The following is a 14,612-nucleotide window of genomic DNA, read 5'->3' as shown; positions in this document are numbered from 1 at the left end:
GAAAAGCGCTAAATGAATTAAGTGAGGAAGAATTAGCGGAAATTCAAGGGGCATCGTATGTACAACCAGAAACAACACCACTTTGTGTGGGAGTAATTATAGGATTAACAACGTCAATTAAGATTTGTAAATAAAAATAAAAAACAAAATGAGAGGATGAATGAAATGACAAAAGGATACAAGTTCACAAAAGAAGAGTTAGTAGAGGCTTGGAAAGATCCACAAGTAAGAGAAAAGTTAAAAGATTTACCGAAACATCCATCGGGTAAAGCGTTAAATGAATTAAGCGAAGAAGAACTAGCGGAAATCCAAGGGGCATCGGATGTACAACCAGAAACAACACCACTTTGTGTGGGAGTAATTATAGGAATAACGGCATCAATTAAAATTTGTAAGTAGATAGGTTTCATTCGAAAGGGGTATTCATCTCCTTTTGAATGAAACAGATTCCAATATTCGAATGCGAAAAATCGAATGTTGGAATCTGTTTCCCCTGAAGGGGACCAATTTATTGGAATATGGATTTTAAAATAAGGAAGGGGATTAAATTATTATGTTAATTCACTCATATATAAATGAAAAGGCATTTGCGAAGAGTCTTAATTTGAAAGAGCGTTATAAAACGCTAAAGAGTAGAAGAGATTTATTATTATCGGAGGATTTAAATTTAGCCCAATTAAATAAATGGATAGATAAAATGTTCAGAAGTAATAAAGCTGATTTTGATTTTAAATTAAAAATGAATGAAATGACAAAAGAAGATTTTGCGAGTTTAATTGAGAAAATCCCTGAATCAAAAGAGCATTTATATATAGATGAATTAAATGAACATGTGAATTTGCGCGTGTTAGAAATAGGAATAGAGTTGTGTGAAAGTAAGCCATTAAGTGCAGAGGAAGATTTAGGGTTTATAGAATTTGTTAGGCCGTTTGCACTTTATGCAGCCGAAATGATAGATAGTTCGTTGAAATATAGATTAAATAGGATACGTTATGAGCATGAAGAGATTAAAGAAATGCTAGTGCGATCTTTAGTAGAAGAGTTATTAAATAATGCGGTGCGATCACTAGTCTTAGAATTTAATATTGCAAAACTAAGGGAAGAACTAGTAGGAGAGACTCCAGAAGAGCGATTTCTTTCCTTTGTCAGAGAGAAAGCTAGAAATAAGGAGAATTTAATTGCGTTCTATGAGGAATACGCAACATTAACACGAAGGTTAATTTTGAGAACAGAGTATTTTATACAAAATGTTCAAATGTTACTATTTCGTTTGAATGAAAATTGGCTACAGTTACAAAAAGAATTTCAATTGCAGGATGTATCATTAAGCGAAATTAAGGTTGGATTAGGAGATACACATCAAGAAGGGAAAACAGTTGTCCAGCTTGTATTCTCTTCAGGTAAAGAAATTTTATATAAGCCAAAGTCTATGGAAATTACGAAATCGTACCATGCATTTTTAGAATGGATGAATGAGGTAAGTGGAAGTATACAACTTCCATCATATAAAGTTTTAGACTTTGGTGAATATGGATGGGAAGAAAAAATATTGTATAAACCGTGCTCTTCTAAAGAAGAGGTGGAGCGCTACTATTTACGTTTTGGTAAGTTGATTGGTTTAATGCATATGTTAAAAGGTGCTGATTTGCATTTTGAAAATATAATTGCTCATGGAGAGTATCCATACATTATTGATTCGGAGACGATTTTTCATCAATATCCAAAACTGAATTTTCCGGATAGTGCGGAAGTAAAATTGAAATATGAACAAAGCGACTCAGTGATAGGGTCTGGATTGTTACCGCAAGCTATGTTTCAAAACATCGATGGAAAAGGTATAGATTTAAGTGCTTTAAATGGAAAAGAGCAAGATTTGCCGTTTAAGGTGCTGGCCTTAAGTCAAAATAGTAAGGATGAAATGGAATTTACTATGAAAGAAGCCAAAAGTCAAAGTGCTAAAAATCTACCGAAACTTGGAGTAGAAGAAATTTATGTAGAGGATTATTTAACCTTTATTATTGATGGTTTTCAGGAAATGTGTAAATTTTTTATTGAGTATAAGGAAGAGATTTTATCAGAAAGAGGACCTTTAATTACATTTAGAGAAAATAAAATTCGCATTGTTGCTAGGGCGACTCAACAATATTGTAATTTCTTACAAGAGTCTACACATCCAGACTATATGAGAGATTCAATTTTATTGGAACAATTATTTGAAAGAGTATGGTATTACCCATATGAAAATAAGGGGCTAGTCATTCATGAGATTCAAGACTTATTACGTGCGGATGTTCCTATATTTACGACTTTTACAGATTCACGAGATCTATATAGTAGTACAGGTGAAAGGATGGAAGACTTTTTTAAGGAGAGCGGTTATGAGCAAGTATATAATAGAATTTATCATTTTGATGATAAGGAATTGGAAAAGCAACGAGGGTGGCTGAAGTTGGCAATACAGGGAAATAGAGATATTGATATTAAAGTGAGAAGAAAAGAGGATTACAGAAGTGAATTATTAGAAAATCATCAGGAGACAATCTTGCAGGAAGCTATAAATATCGGAGAGTCTTTAGTAGAGAATGTAGTATTATCAGATGATAAAACAACAGCATCATGGTTACAAGCAAATGTTATTCACGACAAGTGGTATGTTGCCCCGATGAAGCAAAATTTATATGACGGTTTAGGTGGCGTAGCACTATTCTTATTGTATCTAAATAAGGTTACAGGAAACGAAAAATATTTAGAGGTTGCTCATAAGGCGTTGAAGTCAGCGATGAACCCTTTATCGAAAGCGAAGGGGCTTCTATCGACCTTCTTGGGTAAATATTCATTGTTATATCCATTAGCACATTTTCAATCTATAAGTCCTAGAAAAGAATATCAGGATTTTTTAGAAGAAATAAAAGTAGAATTAAAAGAAAGGCTCAAAGAAGAAGAAGAGTTTGATTTGTTAAGTGGCTCAGCAGGAGTTATTCAAGTGGCTCTTAATTTATTTGAAATGACAAAGGATCAAGATTATTTAGATCTTGCTGATATGTACAGTAAGCATTTGGTGGAAAATGTATCAATATTAGAAAGTGGAGTAGCGTGGAAGAATAAACATACTAACAGTTATTTAGGCGGTTTTTCTCATGGGACGAGTGGTATCGCTTGGAGCTTATGGCGTTCAGGGATTATGAATAGGAATCAAGAATATATTGATTTAGCTAAAAAAGCATTTGCTTATGATCGATCATTGTTTGAAAAAGAAGAAAGTGCGTGGAAAGACACAAGAGAGAGTGAGAAGAAGTGCTTACATCAATGGTGCCACGGTTCCACTGGAATAGGATTGAGTAGAGTTTTAGTAAGAAGCTATGAAGAAGATGTAGAAATGGACGAAGAAATTCGAGTGGCTGTAGATAATGTACGAAAGTATGGATTTAAAAATAATGATACATTATGTCATGGGAATATGGGGGACACGGAATTACTATTGGCTGTTTCACAGTTGTATGGTAATAAAGAATTGTATGAACAGGCGTTACAAATTGGCATACAAGTTATTAATAATTATAGAGAAACTGGTAGTTATCAATGTGATGCACCAGATGATATTCAATCATTTGGTATGTTTGTAGGGATAGCAGGAGTTGGTATGCAGTTGTTAAGACTATTACAGCCGAATGAAATTCCATCCGTTATGACATTAGAAAATGTAAAAGGATAAATGAAAAGACATTCTACCTTTTGGTAGAATGTCTTTATTATACATTTACATTTATTATACCTTTTCGAACAGCTTCAGCTAATGCTTCAGAACGAGAACTCACCTTGAACTTTTTAAACAGTTTCGTTAAATTATATTCAACAGCCCTAGAACTCATATATAATTCATCTGCAATTTGTTTATTACTTTTTCCTTTCGCAATGGATTCAAGAATTTCTAATTCTTTTTGTGTAATTGTAACATGGCTTGATGCTCTTTTCGTATCTAAGTTATCAACAGTCATATCTTCAACTCGAAGTTGTCGCAATAAAGAAATTGGAATTAAAGTATACCCATTTAAGACGGCCCGAATAGCCATTAATAACTCTTGCTGTGATGCTGATTTGCTAACAATACCGCTAATACCAGAATCTATTAATAAATTAAATTGTGATAAATATTCGAAGCCTGTGTAGAGAATAATTTTTGCATCTGGTTGTATGTGTAAAAGTTTTTGAGCCACATCAAGTCCACTATAATTAGGCATGTTCATGTCTAAAAGATATATATCAAAAGGTGTTTTTGAACTTTGAGAAATTGCTTCCTGTTCGTTTAAAATGTATGTTGCTTGAATATCTTCTTCTAATTCGATCATATTTTTCGTACCTTCACCCACTATTTGGTGATCGTCTACAATCAAAACGTGTATCATTTTATTCACCTCGGTATAGTAATATTTACTTGTAGTCCATTTCCTATTTCTGAAATAAGCTGAATTTCGCCTCCTATTCCTTGAACGCGCCCTTTGATTCCAGATAAACCCATATGTTTATTTGAAGAATAAGGGGCTTGGGTATTAAAACCGATGCCGTTATCACGATAATCTAGATAAATACAATTATTTTCTTCCCATAAAAATATATTAATTAAGGTTGCATTAGAGTGCTTATCAGCATTGTTTAATAATTCTTGGATAATACGATAAATAGATAAAATTTTATCAAATTCGTAATGATTCTCCTGTATTGAGTCATATTCAAATTGAATTCGGAAATTAGTACGTAGTTGCATTTGTGCTAATAGCTCTTTAAGTGCACCTATAAGACCAATTTCAGATAGAAGAGCCGGTTTTAATTCATTACAAGTGTCACGAATTTGTTGAATAACATCAAACATACCGAATTTTATTTTTTCTAATTGTCCCTGCAATTCACCTGGTACAGTATGTTCTTTTAATACGGTTTCTAGTTTACGATACCAGACAATTTGGTCTTGCAGGGCAGCGTCATGAAGATCCGCAGCAAGCCGACGCCTTTCAGTTTCTGAGATTTGAAATAGTAGGCGCGAAAGAGTTGCTGAGTGTGTTTTATTTGCTATGCTTTCTTTTTCTAAAGATTGAATGATTTGATTAACTGAATTTAGGTTTTCATAAACTAGACGTACATATTTTACGATAGCAATAAACCAAGTTTTTTCATTGATATTAAATTTAATATTGTTGGTTTTATTTCCAACCCAAATGTAATGCTTTGTGTTTTGGGTAGAATATAAATAAATACCGATGCATCCGTCATCTTCTAATAAATCATTTATATACCCAGATTCCATTCCCCATTGTTTCTTTTTCGAAAGATTAAATTTTTCTGTTTCTCCGTAACTTTTATAACAATTATATGTATTTTGTTTTGTATCAAACTCAATAAATTGTATAAAACACGGTTTTAGTAGGGAGATAATTTCATTCATAAATTTTTTCTCTAAATCTTTTACTTTCATAATGGAAGAAAGTTGTTGTGCGAATTGATCAATACTTACATGTAAATTGGTTTTGCTTCTGAATAATTGATTGCGAAATGTGAAATCTAATCGTTCTTTTATTACAAGAAACAGTATGTTTAAAGGGAAAATGATAATGAAATTTTGCATGAGTCTAATAAAGAATCGCTCATCAGGATTAATACCCCAGCTTATAATTAATGTAATAATGATAGTTGGAAGTAATGAAAGCAAAGAGTAGTACCGAACACGATCAAACATAAAATCAATATCAAAGATTTGCTTTGTTAATATTAAATAAAAGTAGCCAATTGGAATGCAAAATAGGAATAATGCTGCAATATCAGCCCTAATAATGGCTGCATTAAATAATATCCTTGGAAGAGCATATAGCATTATAAATGGCCCGAAAGAAATACATTGGATAACTAACATAAATTTAAAAAAAGGCCTGTGTAAAGTATTTCTATATTTTATGTATCCTTTTAAAAGGAAATATACACTTAAAAGAATACTAAAACATAAATAAGCTAAATCTGTGTAAGCAGAGACTTGTTGCAAATTTGGAAGAAAGGTAACGGATAATAAGCCGGTAGTAATAACGGTCATGTATAGAAAAATGTGAAATCTAATCACATTTTTATGTATAATAATAATTTCCTTCCGCTTAAACAGCTGATATAAAAATAAAGTAAGAAATAAAGATACACTTTGAAAAGAGATACTTATAATTAAGAGTCCGCCAAAATCAGATTTACTAGATATAGAAGAGGCGGAAAGGCTAATAGAGGTTGCTAATAAAAAAAGCATAAAATAACGCTCTTCTCGCCTTATAGCTTTATTTCTATAGACAATAAAGCATAAGCTTAAAATGGTCAGAGAAAAAATCATTGGTAGATATAATGTAATAATTAGCTCTTCGTTGTCTGAAGTAGCTGTTGTGCTATAAGTAGAAATCCTATCATTCTGTATAGTTTGAATTTCAGTTGCATTTAAAAATTGATTTTGGTATCGCTTGAAAACCCCTAAATAAGGATTCGCCCCATCCACTTTGTAAATTTCATCACCTGCTTTTAAGGCTGTTTTTGCAGCCCAACCCGACGTATCAATTTGACTGATTGTATATGTATTATGTTTTTCTTTAGAAGCGATAATGCCACTGTAAGGCTGATAAAACTTGTAGAGGATGTAACTTTGTATGATTAAGTAAAAAATTATTAATGAAATTACGAAATAAATTGGACGTTGTTTAATCATTGCTAGAATTACCTCACTATCATATATAATTTCGGAATCCCGCAATAGGATTGCGGATAATAGCAAAAGAATATGTAATAATATAAAACTATAAAAATTGGTGGGGTGAACGATATATGATTAGAGAATTAGTTGAACGTATATTAGAAGATATTCAATTTAAAAATGTGTGTAGTCAAGGAACAATAGCCATTGATGGTATATCAAAACAAGAATTAGAAATTATTTTAGGTACTTTAAATAAATCGTCTTTACTTAGTAAAGCTGCTGAGACATGGAAGTAAACTAAATTAGAGTATCAATTAACCTATCCTTATTTGCTTGACTGAGTGAAAGTTGTTCGATGTATCCTTTTGATTTGTATACATATAGGTTCTGCATAACGGAGCAGTACTCCATTGATCCACCGTACAGTAATATGTGTTTTAAAGAATCTAATGTTTGATTATTTAATTCATCATATTGTATCTCTTGATTAAAGAACTTTTTTATAAGTATAAAGTTATCATTTTTACTATTTAAATAATATAGTATTGGTAAAGTTTTCTTTAAATTAAGAAAATCATTTTTCTTATCCCATTGCATAATATCACGCATGTCGTTTTTTATTTGATTAATAACGCCTATACATAGTGCGTAGTTTTCAATTAAAGAACGCTGGATAGGGTTGATATTCCCTGTTCCTAATAAGCATGCAAGTTTAATTAGATATCCAGATTTGTGAGTTACCATATCAATATAATCTTTCTCGGAATGGATTTCATTTTTAAGATCTAGTTGTTGTCCATTAATAGAGTTTAAAATAGAAGAGTGTATTTCATTTTTGAGCCAGTTTTTCATTTGAATTGAAAGGGAAGCCTTGTCAACTTCTTGCAAACAAATAAGTAAAAATCCCATAATTATATTGAGATTTGTGGCAATTGGATGTTTTGTCCAAGGTCCTTCTAAGAAATCTTCGTCTTGAATATCATCCATAATATCTAGAGCGAGCATAAGTAATTCTATAATTGTTAGCAGTAATTGTTTTTCCTCTTCATTTTGGTTATCTTGAAATATTTCATAATGTACGAGAGTGATGTTAGCAAAACGAGTAGAATCATTGAATTTGTATTCAATATATTCTGAAGAACATTGACGTAATGTAGATTCGAAAAAATGTCCATAAACCAGTTTTTTTGCACGCAAAATTAATTCATTTTGTAATGAATAAATCACTCGCAGCTCCCCTTTTGTAAAAATTCGGAATATTCCAATTGTAACATAAGAGGGACATCTTCACAATTAAGCATATCGCAAATGCGATATGTTTTTTTTATGAAGATGTTGCGGAGAATCCCGCTAATTTGTTTGCGGTAACTACAACGTGCATTGCGGACAATAACGTTTAAAAGAAGGATATGATATGAGTACAGATTAAGACAACACAGTTTAATAAACGAGAAAAAATAATCTAATATGGATTGAGAATAAAGGAGGAGAATGATGAAGAAAGTTTTAAGTGGTCGAGAAAAAGAAGTAGCTGTGTTGATTGCACGAGGTTTGAAGGATGTTGAAATAGCAAGGGAGTTATTTATTAGTAGAAGGAGAGTGGGGGAATTAGTAGCCTCAATTAAAAGAAAGTTAGAAATACATTCAAGGGTCCAAATTGGAATAGCTGCATATTTTTTAGGATTAATTACATTTGAATTTAATTTTAATCATGGTAACCATGAGGGTGTTGCTATGATTAATAGTTAAAGAGATAGGGGGGAATAAAATGGCAAAGGTGCCCTTTATAGAACAGATGGAACATAGCGAATGTGGATTAGCCTCATTGGCGATGGTCTTTAGTTTTTATGAAAAGCATGTTTCGTTAGCTGAATTAAGAGAAGAGTTTGGTGTTCCGAAAGGTGGTACATCTTTATACCAGCTTATGCATATTGCTAGGAAAAATGGTTTTCAAGTAAAAGGATATAAAGCTGAATATGAAGCTTTAAGTGAAGTTAAATTACCAGCAGTTATCCATTGGGAACATAAACATTATGTAGTCCTAGAGAAAGTGACAAAAAAGGGGGCTATAGTTATAGACCCTGCTTACGGAAGAAATAAAATCTCTAAAAAAGAAATGGAGGAAAAGTATTCTGGATTTGTATTAACACTAGAACCAGATGAGTCATTTCAAAAACAAAAAGGTGTCTCTCATTTGCAATTCTTTTTATCGTTTGTGTTAGGGAAAAAGAAATTAATAGCTTTAATTGTATTAGCCTCTTTGATAATTCAGGCTTTTGCGCTGGTGATTCCATTTGTCACAAGTTGGATGACTGACCATGTAATTATTCCGAGAGATCCGAGCTATATGAATATGATAGGTTACAGCATTTTAGTATTGCTAATAAGTTATCAAGTATTTGCTTCGTTAAGAGGTTTCCTAATAGCGAAGTTGCAAACGGCAATTGATATGTCTTTAATGCAAAGTTTTATAGAAAAACTATTAAGTCTTTCTTATAACTTTTTTGAGAATCGCTCTATGGGAGAACTGTTATTTAGAGCAAATTCCAATGTATATATTAGACAAATATTATCTACTAAGGTAATTTCCTTTCTTATAGATGGAATTCTGCTTTTCACTTACTTATTCTTCATGTTTCGTTATTCGACCTTATTAGGATTCGTTGTGTTAGCAGTTGGGAGTGTTATATTCGCCCTACTTGTCATGAGCACGACTGTTTCTAAGAAGTTAGCTGATAAAGAGGTTTCGGCTCAAGCTCAAGTTCAAAGGATTTTGTCTGAGAGTATTAATGGGATTAGTGACGTGAAGGTTATGGGATTGGAAAAGCAAGTGTATAAAGAATGGCAAGAACGCTTTGGTTCTCAGCTTATTCATGCAGAGAAGAGATCTATATGGACGGCATTGATGAATACATTAGCCGGTTCTATTCAATTTATCTTACCGTTGTTTCTGCTTTGGTTCAGTGGACAACAGGTGCTAGCTGGAAATATGACATTAGGAAGTGTACTCGGCTTTAATGCGTTAGCGATTTCGTTTATAACTCCGATTATTTCCATTGGGAGTGGCTATGGTGAATTGATTTATATTAGCTCCTATATTCAGCGGATTTACGATGTAATGCATGCGAGATCGGAGAGAGAGGTCAATCAATTTTCAGGAATTAAGAAACTGAATGGTGATATTGAGTTTGACAATGTTTCTTATCGTCACAATTATTTCAGTGAAGATGCAATTCAGAATGTTTCGTTTAAAATCAAAGCTGGTGAGAAGGTCGCAATTGTTGGGGCGTCTGGGTCTGGAAAAAGTACAATTGTAAAAATGCTTCTCGGACTATATACACCAACGAATGGGAAAATCCGATTTGATGGGATTGAAAGCGAAAAGTTAAATTTGAAATTTTTAAGGAAATCAATAGGCGTTGTTTTCCAAGAAGCGAGATTGTTTAACAAAACGGTAGGAGAAAATATCATTGCGCAAAGGAAAGGGGTGCCTCCGAATGGAGTAATTGAGGCATCGAAGCAAGCGAATATATTAGAAGATATTATGATGCTACCATTAAATTTTCAAACGATGGTATCTGAATTTGGAGTTAACTTCTCTGGTGGGCAAAGGCAAAGATTAATATTAGCTAGAGCATTGGTAACAAACCCATCTATTCTAATATTAGATGAGGCGACAAGTGCACTTGATACATTGTCTGAAAGAGTTATTGATGAGAATTTAACTGATATGTTATGTACAAGGATTGTCATTGCACATAGGTTAAGTACGGTTAAGAATGCAGATAAGATTATTGTTATGGATAAGGGAGCAATTGTAGAGATAGGATCACATACAGAACTACTTGAGAAGCAAGGGTATTATTATCAATTGTCAAAAGCTCAGGAAGTAAAAGGAGGGATTAAAAGTGAAAGATTGGCCTAAATATCGAAACACTATAGCGAAAATAGGTGCTGGAATTACAGTAGGATTATTATTAAACCTTCCTATAGTTGGAATTAGTACGATAAGCGCTGAAGAAATGAAACATAATCAAATTAAAGAAAATTCGTATGTGTTTACATTGAGGCAAGGTGAAAATACGGATGAGATGATAAAGGAAATTAGAGATAAATATCCCGATTTAAAGCTAGAAGTAATAAAAGAAATTAAGATGCTAAATATCGAAGGTGATAATTTAGAAAGAGTACAAGAAGCGAAGCAGCATTTATTAAAAAATTATAAAGGGATAATTGAAAAAGCAGGTAGAGAGGATGTAGTGGAATTAAAGCCGCCCGCTATAGTAAAGAAACCTTCGAATATAACAAAATACGCACCTTCACAATTAGAACAAGAAGAGGTCGATTATAGCAAATGGAAATGGGATGTCGATAAGGTAACAGAAAATGGAGAGAGCTATAAAATTGAACAAGGAAATCATAGTGTAAAGATTGGTGTTATTGATAGTGGGATTGATGTAAATCATCCTGCGCTAAAGGGAAATATAGTTAGTCAGGGGAAAATTTTAGTTCCGAATGTAGAATCAATTGAAGATAATATTGGTCATGGAACAATGATTGCTGGGTTAATAGCTGCTGATGGGAAAATAAAGGGGGTAGCGCCCAAAATTGGGATTGTACCATACAAAGTATTTCAAGGTAGTTCTGCGGATTCAAGCTGGATTATTAAAGCTATTGTAGAGGCTGCAAATGATGGTATGGATGTTATTAATTTAAGTTTAGGAACATACAAGTCCATTAAAGATCCAGAAGAAGGAGCTGTGTACTTAGCTTATAAAAGAGCAATAGAGTATGCGAATAGTAAAGGGAGTTTGCTAGTGGCTTCCTCTGGAACAGAAGGATTCGATATTTCAAATCCTTTTCAATTAGCTAAGCAAAGAGGATATGAAAACGACTTACAACTTCATATGCCAGGAGGTTTACCGGGGGTAGTAACTGTTGCGGGAACAAATAAAGATGATCGATTAGCTTATTACTCTAATTATGGAACCAATGTTGATATTGCAGCTCCATCAGGAGATTATGGATCTTTGTGGGAAAGTGAAAAAGTGGGAGATGAAACAGCTATGGTATTAACCACATATCCTACAAACCTTCCGCAATCCCAGCTAAGTGAATGGTTAGGGTTTGATAGAGGGTATGAGCTGATGATTGGAACGAGTCTAGCAGTTCCTAAAGTTTCTGCTACAGCCGCACTTGTAATTGCGGAATATAAAGAAAAATTTAGGCTGAAGCCTAGTAATGGATTTGTTAAAACAAGATTATATCAGGGGGCCAAACCGGCATTAGATGACGGAAAAAAATATTTTGGAAAAGGTATTGTAAATGCGAAGGGTGCACTTGATTTTCGAAATACAAATTTCAAAAAATGGGAGAGATAAAGATGAATTTTAAAAAGTTTTTACTTATGATTGGCGGAATTGCTTTAGGAATGGCAGTTATTTACTTTATTAAACAGTAAAGGGGATGTTATATATGGCGTTTGAAATTCAAGGATTAAATAAAACATTTGGTGAATATAAAGCCGTTAATGATTTAAATATACGTGTAGAAGAAGGTGGAATTTTAGGGATGCTGGGCCGAAATGGTGCTGGTAAGACGACAACGATTCGTATGATCTTAGATTTAATCAAACCGGATAGCGGCCAAATTCTATGGAATAATCGCCCTTTTTCAAAGAAAGACCTATCTATTGGCTATTTACCAGAAGAGCGTGGATTATACCCGAAAATGAATGTAGTGGAGCAATTGGTGTATTTCGGCAAGTTAGAAGGAATGCCAGCTAATCTTGCAAAAAGGCATGCGTTACAGTGGCTAGAAAAATTAGAAATGACACCACATTTAAAGAAGAAAACAGAGGAATTGTCAAAGGGAAATCAACAAAAAATTCAATTGATTTCAGCGATATTGCATAATCCGGAATTCATCATACTAGATGAACCATTTAGTGGCTTGGATCCTGTAAATGCAGAGATGTTAAAAAATGTTGTGCTCGAGTTAATCGCGCAAAGAAAAACGATTATCTTCTGTAGTCATCAAATGGACAGTGTAGAAACGTTCTGTGAGGAAATTTGTATTATGAAAAATGGTCAACTTGTATTATCGGGTGCCTTGTCAGATATTAAGAAAAGTTATCAATACAAATATATGACGTTGCAAACGGAAGGGGATATTGAACCTATTCTTAAGAATAAAAATTTCAATTTTGAAAAAGTTAATCGTACGTTCATGATTAAAGTTAATGATGGAGAGGATGCATTTTCGCTGCTTGAAGACATTAAAACTAAACAATATATCCGAGATGTTTCTATTAAAGAACCTTCTTTACATCAAATCTTTGTTGAAAAGGCGGGTGCATAAGTAATGAGGAATTTCTGGATTGTTTTAGGGCAAACGTATTGGGATCGTGTGAGGACGAAAATATTTATTGGGATGACATTGTTATTAATAGGGGGAGGGATATTCTTATTCTCCTTTCCAACTTTAGTACAAAAGTTTTCTGGAGAGAAAGAAAAAGCAAAAGTTGTATTTATTTCCGAAGCACCTAATGTTACTTTGGATCAATCTAATCTTAGTAAAGCTCTTCCAGAATGGGATTGGTCTTTAGGTGATAAAACAAAATTAAATCAATATAAGCAAGATTTGTTAGATAAGAAAGTCGAAGCGCTCTTTATATTAAAAGAGGGTGCGGGTGCTGAACCAGTATTAGATTACTTTATGAAGGTGGATAACCCTAAGTTGATTCAAAGTGCGCAGGTATTTGTACAAAATCAGTATTTTCAAAGTGCGGTAGTTAAACAACAGTTATCAGAAGAGGCTGTGAAATCACTGACGATGAACGTGCAAGCGAAAAAGCAAAACTTAAATAACGAAGAAACAAGCTCATTCTTACTGGTGTATTTATTAGTAGCGATTATGTACTTAGCAATTACTTCGTATGGAAATGCGATTGCTACAGCGGTAGCGTCAGAGAAGGCGTCGCGTGTTATGGAAGTGATGGTAACGAAGGTGTCGCCTGTTCACATGGTCTTTGGGAAGATATTAGGAGTCGGTCTTGCTAGTTTGACACAGTTATTTATTTTCTTCCTTAGTATGGCGCTATATATTAAATCTGGAATTTTTAAGGTATCGGATTCGTTTTTTGGAGTGAATATTGATGTAAATATGATTACAGGTGAGCATGCTGCATATTTCTTGTTATATTTTGTTCTCGGTTACTTCGTTTATGCGGCACTTTTCGCAGTGTTTGGTTCTATGGTAAGCAGGCCAGAAGAATTATCCGGAACAACGATGCCGATTACTCTTATATTGATGGGAAGCTTAGTGGTGGAGTTATTAGTAGTACTTGATAACCCTGAAGGGCTAGTATCAAGGGTGACATCATATGTTCCGTTTACAGCTCCAATTAGTATGGTAGTTAGGATTATTAATGGATCCGTTGGGAGTTTAGAAATTATTACATCTATGGTTGTATTACTAGCTAGCATTAGCTTAATTGCTATGTTTGCAGCGAAGGTCTATCCGAAAGGTGTATTAAGAAGTGGTAAGAGCCTTAAATTCATTCAATTGTTAAAAAATAATTAATTGCAGGGGGGAATAAATTATGGGATTTTTTTCGAAAAGAAAACAAAAAATGATGGATAGTAATAACGAGAGAAGCGTGAAAAAAATAGTTGAGTTGTCTGTGGAAGAGATGAGAGGAATTCAAGGAGCGTCTAGTGAATCGAACGATTATCTCTATGATTCCTATGTAATTAGGAATCAAAGTTCCTTAGCTTTAAATAAGAGGTTTCTTTCTTAATTGAGAATCGTAAAAGAGTAGTTAGGCATAGTGAAGTGTCACTATACCTAAACTGCTCTTTTTATTTTGGAATTGAACAGAGATAAATTTAATGTTGTT

Annotated in this window: 13 protein-coding genes; 10 read left to right on the top strand and 3 right to left on the bottom strand. The window is 33.3% G+C overall.

The window, feature by feature from the left end:
* The 3 genes from CN409_RS25725 to CN409_RS25715 all read left to right on the top strand — a co-directional run.
* A partial coding sequence (locus CN409_RS25725) for a mersacidin family lantibiotic (protein WP_141527744.1) occupies positions 1-134 on the top strand: 134 nt, incomplete at its 5' end.
* 31 nt (positions 135-165) lie between these two features.
* On the top strand, positions 166-399 hold the full coding sequence (locus CN409_RS25720) for a mersacidin family lantibiotic (RefSeq protein WP_097981416.1): 234 nt from the start codon (positions 166-168) through the stop codon (positions 397-399).
* Between the two features lie 154 nt (positions 400-553).
* Positions 554-3,712: a type 2 lanthipeptide synthetase LanM family protein gene (locus CN409_RS25715; RefSeq protein ID WP_017762424.1), complete on the top strand. Its 3,159-nt coding sequence runs from the start codon at positions 554-556 to the stop codon at positions 3,710-3,712.
* A 37-nt stretch (positions 3,713-3,749) separates the two neighbouring features.
* Here CN409_RS25715 and CN409_RS25710 read toward each other — a convergent pair whose 3' ends face one another.
* Positions 3,750-4,403 (bottom strand): response regulator, encoded by a 654-nt coding sequence (locus tag CN409_RS25710; protein ID WP_000582194.1) that lies wholly within the window; start codon positions 4,401-4,403, stop codon positions 3,750-3,752.
* Between the two features lie 5 nt (positions 4,404-4,408).
* Positions 4,409-6,724, bottom strand: coding sequence for a sensor histidine kinase (locus tag CN409_RS25705; protein ID WP_000595466.1), 2,316 nt, complete (start codon positions 6,722-6,724; stop codon positions 4,409-4,411).
* 116 nt (positions 6,725-6,840) lie between these two features.
* On the opposite strand from CN409_RS25705, the gene CN409_RS32010 reads away from it, so the two are divergent.
* Positions 6,841-7,008, top strand: coding sequence for a hypothetical protein (locus CN409_RS32010; protein WP_000617614.1), 168 nt, complete (start codon positions 6,841-6,843; stop codon positions 7,006-7,008).
* A gap of 1 nt (position 7,009) precedes the next feature.
* Here CN409_RS32010 and CN409_RS25700 read toward each other — a convergent pair whose 3' ends face one another.
* Positions 7,010-7,939 (bottom strand): polyprenyl synthetase family protein, encoded by a 930-nt coding sequence (locus CN409_RS25700; RefSeq protein WP_000640554.1) that lies wholly within the window; start codon positions 7,937-7,939, stop codon positions 7,010-7,012.
* Between the two features lie 267 nt (positions 7,940-8,206).
* Here CN409_RS25700 and CN409_RS25695 point away from each other — a divergent pair, with 267 nt between their 5' ends.
* From CN409_RS25695 to CN409_RS25670, 6 genes are all read left to right on the top strand, one after another.
* Complete coding sequence (locus CN409_RS25695; protein ID WP_000757187.1) at positions 8,207-8,461, top strand: response regulator transcription factor; 255 nt, start codon at positions 8,207-8,209, stop codon at positions 8,459-8,461.
* A gap of 19 nt (positions 8,462-8,480) precedes the next feature.
* Complete coding sequence (locus tag CN409_RS25690) at positions 8,481-10,637, top strand: peptidase domain-containing ABC transporter (RefSeq protein ID WP_001151549.1); 2,157 nt, start codon at positions 8,481-8,483, stop codon at positions 10,635-10,637.
* Positions 10,621-12,093, top strand: coding sequence for a S8 family peptidase (locus CN409_RS25685; RefSeq protein WP_000656184.1), 1,473 nt, complete (start codon positions 10,621-10,623; stop codon positions 12,091-12,093). The genes CN409_RS25690 and CN409_RS25685 overlap by 17 nt, the downstream gene beginning before the upstream one ends.
* A 94-nt stretch (positions 12,094-12,187) precedes the next feature.
* Positions 12,188-13,072, top strand: a complete 885-nt coding sequence (locus tag CN409_RS25680) for an ABC transporter ATP-binding protein (protein WP_000863495.1) — start codon at positions 12,188-12,190, stop codon at positions 13,070-13,072.
* A gap of 3 nt (positions 13,073-13,075) precedes the next feature.
* Positions 13,076-14,296: an ABC transporter permease gene (locus CN409_RS25675; protein WP_001243601.1), complete on the top strand. Its 1,221-nt coding sequence runs from the start codon at positions 13,076-13,078 to the stop codon at positions 14,294-14,296.
* A 19-nt stretch (positions 14,297-14,315) separates the two neighbouring features.
* Positions 14,316-14,513, top strand: coding sequence for a hypothetical protein (locus CN409_RS25670; protein WP_000505575.1), 198 nt, complete (start codon positions 14,316-14,318; stop codon positions 14,511-14,513).
* Positions 14,514-14,612: the final 99 nt, after the last annotated feature.

This window comes from Bacillus sp. AFS012607 (genome assembly GCF_002558005.1).
GTDB lineage: Bacteria > Bacillota > Bacilli > Bacillales > Bacillaceae_G > Bacillus_A > Bacillus_A thuringiensis_S.
The sequence above is the reverse complement of the archived record's forward strand: the minus strand, read 5'-3'. Positions and strand labels throughout refer to the sequence as shown.